The sequence below is a fragment of the Thioalkalivibrio sp. ALJ21 genome, assembly GCF_000378605.1.
Taxonomy (GTDB): Bacteria; Pseudomonadota; Gammaproteobacteria; order Ectothiorhodospirales; family Ectothiorhodospiraceae; genus Thioalkalivibrio.
On sequence record NZ_KB905156.1, the window covers coordinates 461983 to 479704 of the forward strand.

Below are 17722 nucleotides of genomic sequence, written 5' to 3' on the forward strand. Positions count from 1 at the left end.
ATGTTCGGTTTCCGCAAGAAGAAATCCGAAGACTCCGCCACGCCCAGCCCGGAAACCACGCCGGAGGCCCCGCCGGAAACCGCGGCGGCGCCCGAGCCGGAACCCGACGCGCAACCGGCCCGGGGCGGCTGGTTCCAGCGCCTGCGCCAGGGCCTGGCCAAGACCGGCCAGGCCCTCGGCGGCGACCTCAAGAGCCTGTTCCGGCGCAAGATCGACGACGAGCTGTTCGAGGAACTGGAAGAGCGCCTGCTCCTGGCCGATGTCGGCCTGGATGCGACCCAGCGGATCATGGATCGTATCACCCGCGAGGTAAAACGGCGCGAGCTGGACAACGCCGACGCGCTGATGGACGCGCTCGAGACCGCAATGGTGGAGATCCTGGAACCGGTCTCTCGCCCCCTGGATATCCCGCAGGCCGAGCGGCCGTTTTCAATCCTGGTGGTCGGCATCAACGGTGCTGGCAAGACCACCACGATCGGCAAACTGGCGCATCGCTTCAAGGACGAGGGCCGCTCGGTGCTGCTGGCCGCAGGCGACACCTTCCGCGCGGCCGCGGTGGAACAGCTGCAGACGTGGGGGGAACGCAATGGCGTCCCGGTGATCGCCCAGGGGACCGGGGCCGACTCGGCCTCCGTGGTCTACGACGGCCTCCAGGCCGCTCAGGCGCGCAAGACCGATATCCTGATCGCCGATACCGCCGGACGCCTGCACACCCAGACCAACCTGATGGACGAAGTTCGCAAGGTGAAACGCGTGATGGGCCGGCTGGACGAACACGCGCCGGACGAAGTACTGCTGGTGGTCGACGGCGGCACCGGCCAGAACGCGCTAAGCCAGGCACGGCAGTTCCACGAGGCCCTGGGGCTGACCGGGATCGTGGTCACCAAGCTGGACGGGACCGCCAAGGGCGGCGTCCTGTTCGCGCTGGCCGAGCAACTGGGGGTACCCGTGCGCTTTATCGGCGTGGGCGAGAAGGCCGAAGACCTGCAGCGTTTTGATGCCCGCGCGTTCGTACGCGCGTTGCTGGGCCGCGAGGAAAACTAGCCGGCATGATTCAGTTGCAGCGCGTAACCAAGCGCTTTGGCAGCGCGGCCGATGCGCTGTCCAATGTCAGCCTGAGGGTGGATGCGGGCGCCATGGCCTTCGTCACCGGCCCGTCCGGTGCCGGCAAGAGTACGCTGCTGCGTCTGATCGCCGGTCTGGAACGCCCGACCCGCGGCCGTATCCGCGTGAATGGACACGAACTGGACCGACTGTCGGCGCGGGCCATCCCGCGCTTTCGCCGCAGCATCGGCCTGGTCTTTCAGGATCACCGCCTGCTGTTCGACCGCCCCGTGTTCGACAACGTCGCCCTGCCCCTGGAGATCCTCGCCTACCGCCGCCCGGAGATGCGCAAGCGCGTGCGCGCGGCGCTGGACAAGGTCGGCCTGCTGCACAAGGAGACGGTCAACCCGCGCACCCTGTCCGCCGGGGAGCAGCAGCGCGTCGGCATCGCCCGCGCCATCGTGCATCGCCCTGTGCTGCTGCTCGCGGACGAACCAACCGGCAACCTGGACCCGGCCCTGTCGGAGGAGATCCTCGCGCTGTTCGACGACTTCAACCGCGTCGGCATGACCGCCCTGATCGCCAGTCATGACCAGGAGCTGATCGGCCGCATGGGCAAACCGGTGCTGCACCTGGAAGACGGCCGCATCGAGGCCCGCGGCGGGGCGCGCGCATGAGACCCGGGCGCCGCCTGCTCGATGCCCTGCCCGCCTGGCTGGACAGCCACCGCGATGCCGCCCGGCGCAGCCTTGGCCGGCGACTGCAGGCCCCGATACTGAGCCTGATTACCATCGCGGTACTGGGCTTCATCCTCGCGCTCCCCGCCTACCTCTGGGTACTGCTCGACAACGCGCGCGCCCTGTCGGCACACGTCGACCACGATCCGCGTATCGCACTCTATCTCGACCAGGTCGACGAGGAGACCGCCGACCGGCTGCAGGATGCGCTGGATGACGACGAGCGCGTTGCACGCTGGGAGCGCATCGACGCCGACACCGCACTGAGCGCCTACCGCGACAGCCTGCCGGACCCGGAGCTGCTGGACTGGCTGGAGGACAACCCGCTGCCGGACGTAATCGATGTCGTTCCCGCCAGCACTCAGCCGGCTACGGTGGCGGCGTTGCGTGACGACCTGCGAGCGCTGGCGCCCGAGGCCGGGGTGGTCGCCGACGACGAGTGGGTGCGCCAGCTCAACAGCCTGCACGAGCTGGGCCTGCGCATCCTGTCCGTGGTTGCCGCGCTGCTGGGCCTCGGCGCCGTGCTGATCCTGGCGCTCGCCACCGCCTCGGAACTGCGCGAGCGGCAGGAAGAGATCGCGATCTCGCGCATCAGTGGCGCCACCCACCGCTTTCTGCGCCGCCCGTCGCTGTACGGGGGTGTGCTGACCGGGTTCGGTGGGGGTATTTTCAGCGTTATCCTGCTGCTGGTGGGGGTTGCGTTGAGCCGCGAACCGCTGACCGAGGCGGCCGCCGCGTTTGATCTGGAGTTCACCCTGCGCCTGCCGCATGCCGGGGATCTGCTGGGCCTGATACTGGTGGGCCTGATACTGGGCTGGCTGGGCGCGCGCCTGGGCAGCGGCCACGCCCTGCGCGATGCGCCCTGAGCCCGCGCGGAGCCACAAAAACTCCCGGAACTTTCAGCGGGTTTAGCACTCTACGTACACGAGTGCTAATCTCTGACTTTATTATCAGGAGGCATCCATCACGATGAGCAGCAAGGCCCTGGCAACCGTGCATGCAGACCTGCCCGTTCCCGTCGGGAACCTGGACCATTACATGCAGGCGGTTAGCCGGATCGAGGTACTGGACCCGGAACACGAGCGCGAACTCGCCCGGTCGCTGCACGAACGCAACGACCTGGACGCGGCGCGCCAACTGATCCTGCACAACCTGCGCTTCGTCGTGCATGTGGCCCGCGGCTACCAGGGCTACGGCCTGCCCCTGGGCGACCTGATCCAGGAGGGCAATGTGGGCCTGATGAAGGCCGTGCGGCGCTTCGACCCGAACCAGGGGGTGCGCCTGGTCTCGTTCGCGGTGCACTGGATCCGCGCCGAGATCCACGAGTTCATCCTGCGCAACTGGCGCATCGTGAAGGTGGCAACGACCAAGGCGCAGCGCAAGCTGTTCTTCAACCTGCGCAGCGCCAAGCAGCGTCTGGGCTGGATGTCGAACGACGAGGTCTCCGCCGTCGCCAGGGACCTCGGGGTCTCCGAGAATGACGTCTGGGAGATGGAGCGGCGACTGTCCAGTCAGGATGCGAGCTTTGACCCCGCGCCCGACAGCGACGACGAGCACACCTACCTGGCCCCGGCCCAGCGCCTGAGCATCGAGGACATGAGCGACGACCCGGCGCAGGTGGCCGAGGACGAGGACTGGGATCGCCATTATCAGGAGCGGCTGGCCAGCACCCTGGGCGAGCTGGACGAACGCTCCCGCGACATCCTGGCGCGGCGCTACATGAGCGAGCCCAAGGCCACGCTGCACGAACTGGCGGCGGAATACGGCGTCTCCGCCGAGCGCATCCGGCAGATCGAGAACAACGCGATCAAGCGCATCCGCACCGCCTTCGCCGACTGACGCGACACCCCGGCTGCACCCAACGAAAAGGCCCCGACCGCTTGCGCGATCGGGGCCTTTTTCATGGCTTCCGACGCCGCTCAGGCGGCGCGCGGGAATCCCCGGCTCAGCCGCCGAACAGGATCACCGAGAAGAAGCTGATCCAGGACCAGATGATCAGGGCGGCGGTGAACGTCAACGGGAAGTTCGCAAAGGTAAACCACTCACGCATAGCCAAAGCCCTCAACACACATCGATTTAAGAATGGGTAAAGGGTAAGCGGGAGTAGGTCCCGGCGCAAGTTTCCGGATCAGCGCGGTCGGTCTTCCGGTCTCTGCGTCTCCCCGGAAGTCTGGTCCTTCTCGTCGTCTTCGGTAGTCGGGATCCGCGGGTCATCGTCATCCATCAGGATACGGTGCGCCGGACCCTCGAGGTCATCGTACTGCCCCGACCGTATCGCCCACAGCAGGACCATCCCCACGACCAGGGCAAACAGCATCGCCAGCGGAATCAGCAGGTACAGAATCGACATGGCGCCCAGTCTACTCGTCCTGCGTCGGGCCTCAACCCGGGGGCGAGACGGACGCCTCGGCAGGCGCACGGCTGGCGTGCTCGCGCGGGGCAGCCACGCGGTCGCGCCCCGGACGCAAACGCAGGGCATTCCCCACCACCAGCAGCGAACTCATCGACATCCCCAACGCTGCCAGCCAGGGCGTAAGCAGACCGGCAGCGGCAATCGGCAGGGCCACCACGTTGTAGCCGATGGCCCAGGCGATGTTCTGGCGCACGATCCGCGTCGTGCGCCGCGCCTGATCCAGCGCCTCCGGCAACCGATCCAGGCGGTCGGAAGTCAGCACCAGATCGGCCTGGGTCTGCGCCAGACGGGTGCCGCCACCCATGGCCAGGGAGACGTCGGCCCCGGCGAGCACAGGCGCGTCGTTGATGCCTTCCCCGGCCATCAGCACCGTACGGCCCGCGGCCTGCAGGTCGCGTACATGGCGCAGCTTGTCCTCCGGCGTCAGGCCGCCATGGAACCGGTCGATGCCCAGGTGTTCGGCAAAGCGCTGTCCCGCCTCCGGACGGTCGCCGGTCAGGAGGATCACCTCGAGCCCGCGCGCACGCAGCGTCGCGACCGTCTCGGCCGCCTCGGGCCGTGGTGTGTCGGCGAGCCAGAAGGTCGCAACCGGCTGGCCATCCACCACCAGCCAGACCGGCGATGCAAGCGGGCTGTCCGCCGGGACCTCGACGGCCGGGGGTTCCGCTTGCGACAACATTGCGCGCCCCCCGATCGCCACCTCGCGCCCGTCAATCTGGCCGACCAGGCCACTGCCCGGCTCGTTATGGACGGCCTGGGCGGCCACGCCGGGGGCGGGCACGGCCGCACGGAAGGCCCGCGATAGAGGGTGTTCCGAATGGGCCTCCAGCGCCGCGGCCCACGTGCGCCAGTCCTGCCCTGGTGGCGGCGCCACATGATCCTGCTGTGCCACGAGGCGCGGGCGGCCCTCGGTCAGGGTGCCCGTCTTGTCCAGGCAGACGGTATCGACACGCGCCAGGGCCTCCAGGGTACGGCCGCGCGTTACCAGGAGCCCCAGGCGTGACAGCGTGCCCGTCGTCGCGGTGAGCGCGACGGGTGTTGCCAGCGCCAATGCGCAGGGACAGGTGGCGACCAGCATCGCCACCATCACCCACAGCGCCCGACTGGGGTCGATCCAGGCATACCAGACAAGGCCTGCGAGGGCGGTCAGGAGCAGGACCGCCCCGACAAACCAGCCAGTCCCGGTTTCGGCGATACGGGCGATCCGGGGTTTCTCACTCTGCGCACGATCGAGCAGGCGCTGGATCGTGGCCAGCGTGGTCTCGGCGCCAACGTGGCGCACCTCGACAATCAGCGGCCCATCGACATTGATGGTGCCGCCCACGACCTCGTCGCCAGCGGCAACCGGCGCGGGGTCCGGTTCGCCGGTCAGCAGGGCACGGTTAATCGTGGAGCGTCCCTGGACGACGAAGCCATCGGCCGGGACGGATTCCCCAGGCCGGACGCGCACACGGTCGCCGGGGCTCAGGTCACCAAGAGCCACGGGCTCTTCCTGCCCACCGGCATCCAGACGATGGGCCAGCGCCGGCACCAGTCGATCCAGGCGATCGATGGCCTGGCTCGCATGCTGTCGCGCGATCAACTCGAGGTAGCGACTGGTCAGCAGGAAGAACACAAACATGACCACCGACTCGAAGTAGACATGCTCGCCGGTCCCGAGCAGGACCGCGTACAGGCTGGCCACATAGGTGACGATGATGGCCAGGCTGACCGGGACGTCCATGCCGAGCCGGCGCTGGCGCAAGTCACGCCAGGCGCTCTGGTAGAACGGGATAGCCGAGTAGAACACCACGGGGGTGGTCAGGGCCGCTGCCACCCAGCGCATGAACTGCATCAGGTCGGCGTGCTGGGCATCGTCTTCGCCCAGCCAGATGGCCAGCGCCAGCATCATCACCTGCATCATACCGAGCGCGGCCACCCCGATTCGGCGCAGGGCTAGACCGCGTTCGCGGGCAATCGCCTTTTCGCGGGTGCCCGGGTCGTAGGGGTGGGCGTGGTAACCGATATCGCGGATCGCCTTGAGGATCGCGGACAGGGCGATGCGCTCCGGGTCCCAGACCAGGCGGGCGCGATGGGTCGAGTAATTGATGCTGAAGGCGATCACGCCCGGCAGGGACTGCACATGGCGCTCGTTCAACCAGACGCAGGCGGCACAGGTGATCCCCTCGAGGATCAGTGCCGCCTCGAGCCGGGACCCGCCGGTGGTGGCGGCGTCTGACGCCGGGGTCACGAACGAGCGCTGGACGGCCTCGGTATCGAAGAGTTCGAGCTCCCGCAGTTCGTCGGGGACCAGGGGCTCGCCGGCCTGCCCGGGCGGCGCCGGGCGGTGGTGATAGTAGGCGCCCAGGCCGCGCTCGATGATGGCCCCGGCGACAGCCTGGCAGCCGGGGCAGCAGGTGGGCCGCTCGCGTCCCTCGAACTGGACCGGGTAGTTCGCGCCACCCGGAATCGGCAGGCCACAATGAAAACAGCCACCGTCCGCGTCAGCGGGCGTGCCCGTGGACTCCACCTGGGGACGAGATCCGCTCACCGGCGGTCGGCGAGACTAGCTGGACTGGCCGCGAACGCGGGTACGCGCCTGCTGTTCGACCAGCTGGCCGTCATGCTCGACATGGAAGCGCAGGTCCCAGCGCCCCGGTGACGGCAGCGTCAGCTCGACCTGATAGAGCCCTTCACCGATCGGCTGCATATCGAAGGCCTGGTCGCGGCGCTCGTCGGCGACCCACATGAAGGTGCCGCGAATGTCGGCGTCAGAGATCGGCCGTCCTTCGGCATCGAGGACCTCCACCTGGAACGTGGCGGTTTCCCCTTCGACCGGGGTTTCCACCCAGCCCTGGCGCACCTGCCAGCCGAGTTCGCGCTGCTCCTGGAGCCGCGTCATGCGGTGCACCGCGAGGGCCTCGTCGCGCTCCTGGATGCCGCCCACCGTCCCGGGGAAGGCTGACGTCACGCGTTCGGCAGGATTTTCCGGTTCGGGCAGCAGGGTGCCGATAAACCGTTCGGGCATGCCGTTGTGGGCGAGCGTGATCAGCACCGCCTGGACGGAGGCGATGATCGTGAAGAATCCGACAATCACCAGCGGCGCCCAGTGCAGGCTGAACGAGCCCTTTTGCCCATCCTCGGCTTCGGCCTCCTTCTGCGTAAGGATGATTCCCAGCCCGTAGGGCACGATGATGTACAGCGCGAGATGGATCGCGAATACATCCGCGCCCTGCCAGGTGAGGATGGAGGTCGGGATGAACACGAACAGCATGATCGCCACCACTACGGCCGCCGTGTTGTAGGCGCGCAGACGGGTGAACTTGTAGATCAGCGCGAACAGCAACGCGAGCGCGGCGCTGCCCAGTCCAAGTGAGATGACGAGATTGCTCATGATGTCTTCATCGTGTCGTTCCGGCGCAGCAGGGTATCACTCGGATGGCGGCGCGCCAGTTTCGCCAGCCGGATTGTCGTAACTTACAAAAGCGCCAAATAAAGCCTTCCTGGCTTTCAGAGCCGCACGCGGCGCTTCACCGTCTTGATGCCTTTGCACGAGCAAAGGGGTTTTCAGCTTGCTTCGGAATCAACCACCTGCGGTGGTCGATCTCCGGCGGCACGTCCATGTGCCGCGGGGACACACCGATAATGCAGCGTCTCCCGCGCGATTAGCGGTGGCTGAAGCGGGCATCGGCCTCGACCGGGTCGATCCGCCCCTCGCGATCGCTGATCACGAAATAGAAGCGAATCGGCGAACCCGCTCCGGCCTCCACGTCGTGGCGCACGCGGGCTAGCACAGTCAGCCGCTGGCCGGGTTCAAGCCGGATCTGCTCGACCTGGCCCAGGTCGAGCGTCGCACCCTCGAGGCCGTCGATATCGAGCGTAAAATCGAGCTCCTGGTCGGAGACGTTGTTCAGGCGCAGTTCGTAGCTGTTCTGCACACGACCGTCGGACATCTGCACGAATAGCGGCTGGCGCACCTGGTTGACGTTCACATCGACCGGCGGGCGTTCGAGAATGCTGAACACCAGCGCGCCGATGACCACCAGCACCGCCGCGCCATACCCGAGCGTCTTGCCCTTCAGCCAGCGGGTCTTGCCGCCTTCGAGCTCGCGTTCGGACGAATAGGCGATCAAGCCGCGGGGCCACCCCTGCTTGTCCATGATGGTGTCGCAGGCATCGATGCACAGCGCACAGTGGATGCACGAGACCTGCAGCCCATCCCGGATATCGATCCCTGTCGGGCATACCTGGACGCAGTACCCGCAATCGATGCAGTCACCGACCCCGGCGGCCTGACGCTCCTCGCGGGTCTTCAGACCCGCTTTCACCTTCGCGCGACCGGCCGTTCCCTCGCCGCGGTTCTGGTCGTACGAAACGATCAGGGTATCGCGATCGAACATCACACTCTGGAATCGGGCGTACGGACAGATAAAGGTACAGACCTGCTCGCGCGCCAGTCCGGCAAAGGTATAGGTGGTGGCGGTCAGAAGTCCCGCAGTCACATAGGCGGCAAACCGGGCATCACCGGTAAAGAAGTCACGCACCAGGGTCGGGGCATCGGCCCAGTACAGGACGAAACCGAGGCCCGTGGCGAATGCGACCAGGAGCCAGGACAGGTGGGTGGCCCCCAGCTTCCAGACCTTCTCGAAGTTCCACGGCTGCTTGGACAGCCGGATACGGGCCGGCCGCTCGCCCTGGATCTTGCGCTCCAGGTACATGAACACATCGGTCCACAGTGTCTGGAAGCAGAAATACCCACAGAAAACCCGGCCCAGCACGCCGGTGACGAAGAACAGCAGCAATGCCGCGAGGACCAGAAAGCCCGCCAGCCAAAAGATGTCCTGGGCGTAGACGACCAGATCAAACAGGAAAAACTGCCGGTTGGGGATGTCGAACAGAACCGCCTGGCTGGGACCGTAGTCACGGTCCCAGCGCAGCCAGGGGAGGCCAAAGAATACCCCGTAGGCCAGGAGAAGGATCCCGGTCTTGAGATTGCGGAAACGGCCCTTGACCGATCGCGGGTGGATCGGAATCCGAGCCTCGTAGATTGGCTGGCCTTGCGCCATGAATCCTCCCGGGCATGAACCCGGCGTACGCACACCACCATGTGCGAGGGAGTGTCTCCCCAACGGAAGCAGGGGCCCGTACGGCCGTCAAGAAACCCGTGCGGAACCCCTGTAGTGCGAACCGGGGCCCACCCGCAGGTGAACCCCGGGAGTAATGGCTTTACTGACCGCCACCCAGCGAGTGGACGTACGCCGTCAGCATCTTGATTTCGTCGTCCGACAGGCGGTCGGCAAACGCCGGCATCTCGCGCTGGATACCATCGCGGACGAAGTTGGCCACCAGGCGCAGGCGCTCGGAGTCACTGTCCGCACCCTGCACGTCGATCAGACCCCAGATGTTGTTGGTCAGATTCGGCGCGCCCTGCGAGGCCAGGCCCTGGCCATCTTCGCCGTGGCACTGGAAGCAGCCGCCCTCCATGCCGGTGAAGATCCGTTCGCCGGCATCCGCCAGGTCGGAGTCAACATCGTAATCGTTCAGCGACAGGACATAGGCCGCCACTTCGTTCATCTGATCGCCGGTCAGCGTGTCGCGATAGCCCGGCATGTAGCCCAGACGACCTTCGCGGATGGTGTGCTCGATCTGCTCGACCGTGCCGCCCCACTTCCAGTGGTCGTTACGCAGGTTCGGATACTGCCCGATCACACCCGCGCCGCCGACCTGGTGGCAGGCCGCGCACCAGGTCCCGAAGGAGCCCTGGGCGTAGGCGTTGACGAAGCTCATGGAGTCGGCGTCGGCCAGGATCGTCTCGTAGTCCTGGCTGGCGACCTGCTCCAGCATCTCGCGCTGGCGCACCGCGTACTCGCCGGTCTGCATGTCGCGGGCCAGCAGGGCACGGGTATTCCAGTGCGTGGTGCGCTCTTCGCCGTTCACCTCGTAGGTGATGGTGGCAAAGCCTTTGGTGAAGCTGTCGCCGATGGGCCAGGCCGGATAGATCAGCCAGTAGACCAGCGCAAACACGACCGTGGCGTAGAAGCCCCACAGCCACCAGCGCGGGAGCGGGTTGTTGTATTCCTGAAGGTCCCCGTCCCAGACGTGCCCGGTGGTCTCGACCTGGTTCTTATCGCGGTTGTCCTGTGTGCTCATTGCTTTTCGCTCTCGGTTTTGTCGCGCCGGGCCGTGGGCTCCAGGTGCGAATCATCTTCTTCCAGAGGAATGTAGCGATACGTCTCGAACTTCCTGGCCCGGCTCGGCTTGGCGAACAGGTAAATCACGATCCCGATGAACGTGCTCATGAACAGCACCAGCGCAAACATCTTGCTGTTGCCGAGATCCGTGATCCATTCCCAGGCTGCTGCCATTTCTCCCAACCTTGGCCGGGCCGAATTCCCTAACGGAACTCGGCGAAGTGGCCGTCGTCGTATTCGCTGAAGTCCACCATGGTGCCGAGCACCTGCAGGTAGGCCACCATGGCATCCATCTCGGAGATGAACGAGGAGTCGCCGTCAAAGTTCTCGGCCTGCGCCTGCTCGATCAGCATCTCTTCGGCGTTGTTGATGTCGAACATCCGGGCGTGTTGTTCGCCGAACTTCTCGACATTGGCCTCGTACTCTTCCTCGGTGATCGAGTACGGCACGCCGACTCGCTTCAGGGCACGCATACGCGCCGCGACATCGGAGTAGTCCAGCGGCGTGGTCGCCAGCCACGGATAACCGGGCATGATCGACTCGGGCACCAGCGACTGCGGGTCAATCAGATGCTGGACCTGCCATTCATTGGAGTACTTGCCACCAACGCGCGCCAGGTCAGGCCCGGTACGCTTGGAGCCCCACTGGAACGGATGGTCGTACTTGGACTCCGCTGCCAGCGAGTAGTGGCCGTAACGCAGCATCTCGTCACGGAACGGGCGCACCATCTGCGAATGGCAGGTGTAGCAGCCCTCGCGGACAAAGATGTCCCGCCCGCGCTGCTCCAGCGGGGTGTACGGGCGCACGCCGTCTACTTCTTCGATCGTGTCGTCGATGTAGAACAGCGGGACGATCTCGACCAGGCCGCCCACACTGATCACCGCGAGCGTCAGGATGATCAGCAGGCCGGCATTGGTTTCAACGCTTTCGTGCTTCATGGATCTAGTCTCTCCCTATCAGGCCGTGCGGGCTTCGGCCGCGCGGGCTTCTTCACGCTCGCGAGCTTCGGACTTGATGCCCATGCGGACGGTCATGGCAATGTTCCAGGCCATGATCAGCATGCCGGCGAGGAAGAACCCGCCACCAATGGCACGCACCACATACGGACGATGCAGGAACACCACCGATTCGGTGAAGGTGTAGGCAAGGTTCCCGTACTGGTCGAAGGCACGCAGCATCAGGCCCTGACCGATACCGGCCACCCACATCGCGGTGATGTACAGCACGATCCCGATGGTCGCCAGGAAGAAGTGCACGTACACAAGCTTGAGGCTGTACAGGTTGACGCCCCACAGACGCGGGATCAGGTGGTACAGCGAACCGAAGGTGATCATCGCCACCCAGCCCAGCGCACCGGAGTGCACGTGGCCGACGGTCCAGTCAGTGTAGTGCGACAGCGCGTTCACGCTCTTCAGCGACATCATCGGACCTTCGAAGGTCGACATGCCGTAGAACGACAGCGCGGTGATCAGGAACAGCATGATCGGGTCGGTGCGCAGCTTATCCCAGGCCCCCGACAGGGTCATGATGCCGTTGATCATGCCGCCCCAGGAGGGCAGCAGCAGCAGGATGGAGAAGGTCGCCGCCAGGGTGGAGACCCAGTCCGGCAGGGCGGTCCAGTGCAGGTGGTGCGCGCCCACCCACATGTACAGGAACACCAGCGCCCAGAAGTGGATGATCGACAGCTTGTACGAGTAGATCGGTCGACCGGCCTGCTTGGGCACGAAGTAGTACATCATCCCGAGGAAGGCCGCGGTCAGGAAGAAGCCGACCGCGTTATGGCCGTACCACCACTGACGCATCGCATCCTGCACGCCGGAGAACAGCGGGTAGGAGTGCGAGTGGAAGATGCCGACCGGCACTTCCAGGTTGTTGAAGATGTGCAGCAGCGCGGTCGCCAGGATGAACGACATGAAGAACCAGTTCGCCACGTAGATGTGCGGCTGGGTCCGGCGCAGCAGGGTCTGCAGGTAGATCCAGAAGTAGACCACCCACACGACCAGGATGATCAGGTCGATCTGCCAGTTGAACTCGGCGTATTCGCGACCCTGCGTAATCCCCATGGTGTAGGTGATCACGCCGAGGATCAGCGCCAGGTTCCACCCGTAGAAGGTGAAGCTCGCCAGCGAATCACCATACAGCCGTGTCTGACAGGTGCGCTGGACGACATAGTACGACGTCGCAAACAGGGCGTTACCACCGAAACCAAAGATGACCGCCGTGGTATGCACCGGACGGAATCGGCCAAAGGTGATCTGGGCGATATCGAAGTTCAGGAACGGGAATGCGAGCTGCGAGGCAATCCAGACCCCGGCCGCCATGCCAAACACGCCCCAGAGGACGGCGGCAATCGCGAAACGCTTGACGATCGCGTAGTTGTACTGCTCGGTTGAAGCGACTGACGTTGCGGGTACGGAACCCGCCGTAGTGGCTGCTTGCGACATGACTTTTTCCACCTTGCTGCGGGGAACACGGATGTCCCGATGGTTTCGGGGGGCGTGAACTTTACCCCATTCCAGACGCACAAAAAACCAAGACCGCCTGTAACACTCGGAAATAGCCCCAAGTCAGGCGGAACTTTCAGCGCCAGAGAGAATACATCTTTATGGTCTTGCTCTGCGAGGGGCCAATCGCCCCGGATTGATCTGGATCAAGAGACCGGCCGAACGGGAATCACCCGGCCTTGCGGTTTCGAGGGCGGCGGGGCCTCCGGCACCCAGGCGTGACCGTACACAAGCTCCCAGGTCGCCGGCAGGCGATCCTCGACTGCGAACGCCCGCGCATAGGCTTCCGCCACAGCCTGCAGCCGACGCGGGCCCAGCAGTCCGCGCGCACGCCCGGCCAGCGCATTGCGCACCCCCACCCCGCGCAGATCCCGCAGCAGGGTCTGGAAATCGCCGTAGGTGAGCGTCAGGGTCTCCTGATCCATCACCGGATCGGCGAACCCCGCGCGCACCAGGGCATCACCGATGTCATGCATATCGACAAAGGCATTCACGTGTTGCGCACCCCCGCCATCGACCTCGGCAAAGGCCGCGCGCAACTCGCTCAGGGTATCCGGGCCGAAGGTGGAGAAGGTCCACAGCGCCCCCGGCGCCAGCACACGCCGCACCTCCGTGAAGGCCTGATCGAGGCTGGAACACCACTGCAGCGCCGCACTGGAGACCGCCAGATCGTAGTGCGCCTCCGGCAGGGGCAGTGCCTCGATGTCCGCACATACGGCCAGCGGCCGGCGCCACCAGCGGCCGCGGCGCTGCGCCGCCGCGACCATACCCGGGGCAAAGTCGACACCGGTCAGTTCGGCCTTGCGGTAGCGCCGCGCCAGGAGATCCAGCGCCTCCCCGGTCCCGCAGCCCAGATCCAGCACGCGGGCGGGCTGCAGCTTGACCAGATCAAGTCGCTCGAGCAGCCGTCCCTGGACCTCGCGTTGCAGCACCGCATGGGCCTCGTAGCCCGCGGCCGCCCGCCCGAAGGCGTCGCGTACGCGCGCCTTGTCCAGTGCGTATTCATCCGCCCCCGTCATGGATCGACGATCACTCCAGTGCCGCTACAAACTCGTTTATAAAGGCCGCCACGGGCGCCGGGTCCCGCCACCACTGCGCATGCCCCCCAGGCCGCACGGCCAGCCGGGCGTCCGGACGCAGGCCGCGCAGGTCGTCCGCCACAGTGGCCGGGACCAGCGCGTCCCCCTCGGCGAGACAGGCCGCGACCGGCACCGGACTGGATTGCCAGCAGGCGCGCTGGTCACACTCCATCAGGCAGGCCAGCCCGGCCGCGAGGCCCGAATCGGTCGCCGGGGCGCCCTCCAGCTCACCGACCAGATCGGCGGCCAGCGAGGCCGCTTCCGGCGAGCCCCTGGCACAGAGCATGGCGAGGCGCCGGTGCAACCGCCGTCGGGGGCCCTCGAGGGCCAATTGAAAGTCCGCAAGCTCCGCGACCGGCAGCGCACGGGCCCAGTCCGGGGCCGCCGCAAAACGCGGCGTGGCATTAAGCAGCATGAGCCCGCGGGTATCCAGCATCGTTCGCGCCAGCTCCAGTGCAACCAGCCCGCCGAGCGACCAGCCCACCCAGACGGGATGCGACAGTGTGCGCGGCAGTTGGGCCCGGATGGCCTCGCAGGTGGCTACAGGATCGCCCAGGGCCTCGCCGCCAGCGAGTTCCCCGTGCCCGGGCAGGGCCGGCGCGTGGATCTCGAACCCGGGCAGCGCGGCACGCAACGGCGCCCAGACGGCCGGGGAGAACCCCCAGCCATGCAGCAGCACCAGGGTCGGGCGCGTCATCGCGGGCCAACCCGCCGCCACCCTGAACTCAGCGCCCCGGCTTGCGTATCATGGGCGCCGGTTCGCGCCGAACCCCACCCAACCGAATCTTCAGGTCGAGTTTGCATGGACATCGTACTGGGCATTGTCATCGCGTATCTGCTGGGATCGCTTTCCACGGCCATCGTCGTGAGCAAATTGCTGCGGCTACCGGACCCGCGTCACACGGGCTCGGGCAACCCCGGTGCGACCAACGTACTGCGCTACGGCGGCAAGAAGGCGGCCATCATCACGTTGATCGGGGATGTCGGCAAGGGCTGGCTGCCGGTGTTCGTCGCCGCCCAGCTCGGCATCTTCCCGACCTGGGCGCTTGGCCTGATCGGCCTGGCCGCCTTCCTCGGACACGTGTTTCCCGTGTACTACCGCTTTGGTGGGGGCAAGGGCGTGGCCACGGCCCTGGGCGTGCTACTGGCGCTCAACCCGCTGGTCGGCGGGCTCACGCTGCTGACCTGGCTCGTGGTCGCCGCGATCTGGCGCTACTCCTCCCTGTCGGCCCTGGTCGCGGCGACCCTGGCACCCGTCTATTTCGTGTTCCTGGAGCCGGACTTCTGGGTCGCGCTGATCGTGGCGGGCATGGCCGTGGTGCTGTTCATCCGCCACGACACCAACATCCGCCGCCTGATGCGCGGCGAGGAAGGCAAGATCGGCTACAAGAAGGACGAAGCCGAAGCGGAAGAGCCGCCCCGAGACTAGCGGTCTGCCTCAGGCGGAGAGCTCCGCCAACGGCCAGCGGGCACGCGCCGTGATCGCCGGGGCCTGGTCGTCGGGGGTCCAGCCCGCCTGCAGGCGGCGCAGCCCGGCGAGCGCGATCATCGCCCCGTTGTCCGTACAGAACTCGATCCGCGGAAAATACACCGGCACCCCCTGCTGCGCGGCCATCGCCTGCAGTCCCGCGCGCAGCCGGGTATTCGCGGCCACCCCACCGGCGACCACCAGCGCCGGGGCCTGACTCTGCTCCAGCGCCCTCCGGGTCTTCTCCACCAGGGTCTCGCTGACCGCCTCCTCGAACGCGCGCGCGACATCCTGCGGGCGGTATTCCTGCTTGTTCAGGGCAGTCAGCACGGCCGTCTTCAGGCCGGAAAAGCTCATGTCCAGCCCCGGCCGGTCGAGCATCGGGCGCGGCAGGCGCAGGGCATCGCTCGCCCCCTGCTCGGCCAGGCGCGACAGGGCGGGACCTCCGGGATAGCCCAGCCCCAGCAGCTTGGCGGTCTTGTCGAAGGCCTCGCCAGCGGCGTCGTCGATGCTCTCGCCCAGCAGTTCGTAGTCGCCCAGAGATCGGGCGTGGATCAGCTGCGTGTGCCCGCCCGAGACCAGCAGCACCAGGAACGGGAAATCGAGCCCGGCGTCTTCCAGGAACGGGGCCAGCAGATGGCCTTCGAGGTGATGTACCGGCATCGCCGGCACGCCCCAGCCCCAGGCGAGCGAACGCGCGACCGAGGCCCCCGTCAGTAGGGCCCCAAGCAGGCCCGGCCCGCCGGTATAGGCGATCGCATCCAGCTCGGGGCCCTTCACGCCCGCCTCGTCCAGCACCGCCCGCAGCAGCGGCAGCAGGCGCCGGATGTGATCGCGCGAAGCGAGCTCCGGTACCACGCCGCCGTAGACCGCGTGCAGGTCAGTCTGGCTGTACAGCCGGTGCGCGAGCAGGCCGCGCTGATCATCGATCAGCGCCACGCCCGTCTCGTCGCAGGAGGTCTCGATACCCAGGACTTTCATAAGAGCAGCATGCCTCGGGGCACGGGTGCGGGGAAGGATTCCGGGCGAACCGGACGGGATTGCGAGTCCCTCACAGGCGGCCGCGCCGATCGGGGATCGCGGTGAAATCGAGCGCGGTACAGGCGCGACCCAGGGTCATCACCTGAAAACGCTCGCCCATCTCTCCGGGCAGGGTCAGCATGCGCACGGCCTGCGCGGCCTGCATGGTCTTGCGGGCATCCTCGCCACTGCCGACGCGCGCCTCGAAGCGCTGCGCCAGACCCGCACCCAGCAGGAACTCGCCCTGCGCGGCATAACCGAGCACATCGAGCCCCGCCGCATCCGCGGCCTCGGCCACCGCAGTGAAATCGACGCTGGCCGTCAGGTCCATCAGCCCGGGCTGCGCCAGGGGGTCCAGCATCATCTGCTGACGGTAATAGCCAACCAGCGTGCCCTGGTGGCGCTCCGCGGCGTAATACGCGGCCCGCGGAAACCCGTAGTCGACCAGCAACGCTACACCCTGCTCCAGACAAGCGGCCACGCTCGCAACCCAGGCCGCCTGAGCCGGACGCCACTCGGAGGTGTATCCGTCGGACCAGGGGCCATGCACCGCCTGCAGCTCGCGCACGACGTCCGCCAGTGGCTCGGGGGCCGACTGCTCCGCCAGCACCAGCCTGCCGTCGCCATCCACTGTGACACCCATCTGCCAGGGCTGGCCCTCGCGCCAGCGAAAGAGCTCCACCGGCAGTGCGTCGAGCACCTCGTTCGCCAGTACCACACCCCGGATCGGCTCCTCGGGCAGGGCATCGAGCCATTCCACCCGGGCGTACTCCTCCGGCTCCAGGCGTTCCGCCAGGTGCTCCTGCTGCATGGCCCGCAGGTCCGGGCTGACCTCGATGATCTTGTAGCACTGCCAGCCCACGCCCAGCTCGCGCAGCGTCACAAGCACATCGCCGGCCAGCCGGCCGCTGCCCGCGCCAAACTCCAGCAACTGCCCGCCGCCCGCCAGTTCGTCGCGCAGCAGCGGGGCCAGCCAGCTGGCCAGGGTCTCGCCGAAGAGCGAGGACAGCTCCGGCGCGGTCACGAAATCACCGCCCGCGCCCAACTTGCGCGCCCCGTTCACGTAATAGCCGAGCCCCGGCGCATACAGCGCCTGGTGCATGTAATCGACAAACGGGAGGAACCCGCCGTGCGCGGCGATACTCTGTTGCAGGGAGTCGTGCATCTGCCGCGCGATGGCGGCAGCCGGGTCGTCCGGCGTGGGTGTGCTAGGTTTCGGCGGCAGCATGGCGACAAATGGTACCAAGGCGAGGCATGACGTGACGGAACACACACAGGGAGAGCGAT

The 17722-nt window shown here is 66.7% G+C and carries 17 protein-coding genes; 5 read left to right on the forward strand and 12 right to left on the reverse strand.

Features of this window, described 5'->3' with window-relative positions; translation table 11 throughout:
• From ftsY to rpoH, 4 genes are all read left to right on the forward strand, one after another.
• On the forward strand, positions 1-1044 hold the full coding sequence (gene ftsY / locus F579_RS0108225; protein ID WP_012981585.1) for a signal recognition particle-docking protein FtsY: 1044 nt from the start codon (positions 1-3) through the stop codon (positions 1042-1044).
• A gap of 5 nt (positions 1045-1049) precedes the next feature.
• Positions 1050-1721, forward strand: coding sequence for a cell division ATP-binding protein FtsE (gene ftsE, locus F579_RS0108230; RefSeq protein WP_012981584.1), 672 nt, complete (start codon positions 1050-1052; stop codon positions 1719-1721).
• Positions 1718-2647, forward strand: a complete 930-nt coding sequence (locus F579_RS0108235) for an ABC transporter permease (RefSeq protein WP_012981583.1) — start codon at positions 1718-1720, stop codon at positions 2645-2647. The genes ftsE and F579_RS0108235 overlap by 4 nt, the downstream gene beginning before the upstream one ends.
• A 103-nt stretch (positions 2648-2750) precedes the next feature.
• Positions 2751-3620, forward strand: coding sequence for an RNA polymerase sigma factor RpoH (rpoH, locus tag F579_RS0108240; protein ID WP_012981582.1), 870 nt, complete (start codon positions 2751-2753; stop codon positions 3618-3620).
• A 289-nt stretch (positions 3621-3909) separates the two neighbouring features.
• Here rpoH and ccoS read toward each other — a convergent pair whose 3' ends face one another.
• The 10 genes from ccoS to F579_RS0108295 all read right to left on the reverse strand — a co-directional run bounded on the left by ccoS (position 3910) and on the right by F579_RS0108295 (position 14644).
• Positions 3910-4131 (reverse strand): cbb3-type cytochrome oxidase assembly protein CcoS, encoded by a 222-nt coding sequence (ccoS, locus tag F579_RS0108250; protein WP_012981580.1) that lies wholly within the window; start codon positions 4129-4131, stop codon positions 3910-3912.
• 31 nt (positions 4132-4162) lie between these two features.
• On the reverse strand, positions 4163-6724 hold the full coding sequence (locus tag F579_RS0108255; protein ID WP_038029721.1) for a heavy metal translocating P-type ATPase: 2562 nt from the start codon (positions 6722-6724) through the stop codon (positions 4163-4165).
• 15 nt (positions 6725-6739) lie between these two features.
• The gene (locus F579_RS0108260) at positions 6740-7567 is read right to left on the reverse strand and encodes a FixH family protein (protein ID WP_012981578.1); all 828 of its coding nucleotides are present in this window, start codon (positions 7565-7567) and stop codon (positions 6740-6742) included.
• Between the two features lie 271 nt (positions 7568-7838).
• On the reverse strand, positions 7839-9239 hold the full coding sequence (ccoG, locus tag F579_RS0108265; protein WP_019023629.1) for a cytochrome c oxidase accessory protein CcoG: 1401 nt from the start codon (positions 9237-9239) through the stop codon (positions 7839-7841).
• A gap of 160 nt (positions 9240-9399) precedes the next feature.
• Positions 9400-10323 carry a cytochrome-c oxidase, cbb3-type subunit III gene (gene ccoP / locus F579_RS0108270; RefSeq protein WP_012981576.1) on the reverse strand — a complete coding sequence of 308 codons (924 nt, stop codon included), beginning with the start codon at positions 10321-10323 and terminating at the stop codon, positions 9400-9402.
• Complete coding sequence (locus F579_RS0108275; RefSeq protein WP_012981575.1) at positions 10320-10538, reverse strand: cbb3-type cytochrome c oxidase subunit 3; 219 nt, start codon at positions 10536-10538, stop codon at positions 10320-10322. The genes ccoP and F579_RS0108275 overlap by 4 nt, the downstream gene beginning before the upstream one ends.
• A 29-nt stretch (positions 10539-10567) precedes the next feature.
• Positions 10568-11302 carry a cytochrome-c oxidase, cbb3-type subunit II gene (ccoO, locus tag F579_RS0108280; protein WP_018138218.1) on the reverse strand — a complete coding sequence of 245 codons (735 nt, stop codon included), beginning with the start codon at positions 11300-11302 and terminating at the stop codon, positions 10568-10570.
• Between the two features lie 18 nt (positions 11303-11320).
• Positions 11321-12808, reverse strand: coding sequence for a cytochrome-c oxidase, cbb3-type subunit I (gene ccoN / locus F579_RS0108285; protein WP_019023628.1), 1488 nt, complete (start codon positions 12806-12808; stop codon positions 11321-11323).
• A gap of 206 nt (positions 12809-13014) precedes the next feature.
• Entirely contained in the window at positions 13015-13887 is an 873-nt protein-coding gene (bioC, locus tag F579_RS0108290) for a malonyl-ACP O-methyltransferase BioC (RefSeq protein ID WP_019023627.1), read from the reverse strand.
• Positions 13888-13897: 10 nt separating this feature from the next.
• The gene (locus F579_RS0108295) at positions 13898-14644 is read right to left on the reverse strand and encodes an alpha/beta fold hydrolase (protein WP_019023626.1); all 747 of its coding nucleotides are present in this window, start codon (positions 14642-14644) and stop codon (positions 13898-13900) included.
• Positions 14645-14749: 105 nt separating this feature from the next.
• On the opposite strand from F579_RS0108295, the gene plsY reads away from it, so the two are divergent.
• Positions 14750-15376 (forward strand): glycerol-3-phosphate 1-O-acyltransferase PlsY, encoded by a 627-nt coding sequence (gene plsY / locus F579_RS0108300; RefSeq protein ID WP_012981570.1) that lies wholly within the window; start codon positions 14750-14752, stop codon positions 15374-15376.
• A gap of 9 nt (positions 15377-15385) precedes the next feature.
• Here plsY and tsaD read toward each other — a convergent pair whose 3' ends face one another.
• Positions 15386-16396, reverse strand: a complete 1011-nt coding sequence (gene tsaD, locus F579_RS0108305; RefSeq protein ID WP_012981569.1) for a tRNA (adenosine(37)-N6)-threonylcarbamoyltransferase complex transferase subunit TsaD — start codon at positions 16394-16396, stop codon at positions 15386-15388.
• A 70-nt stretch (positions 16397-16466) separates the two neighbouring features.
• A complete protein-coding gene (locus F579_RS0108310; protein WP_019023625.1) occupies positions 16467-17600 on the reverse strand; it encodes a class I SAM-dependent methyltransferase in 1134 nt (377 codons plus the stop codon).
• Between the last annotated feature and the right edge of the window lie 122 nt (positions 17601-17722).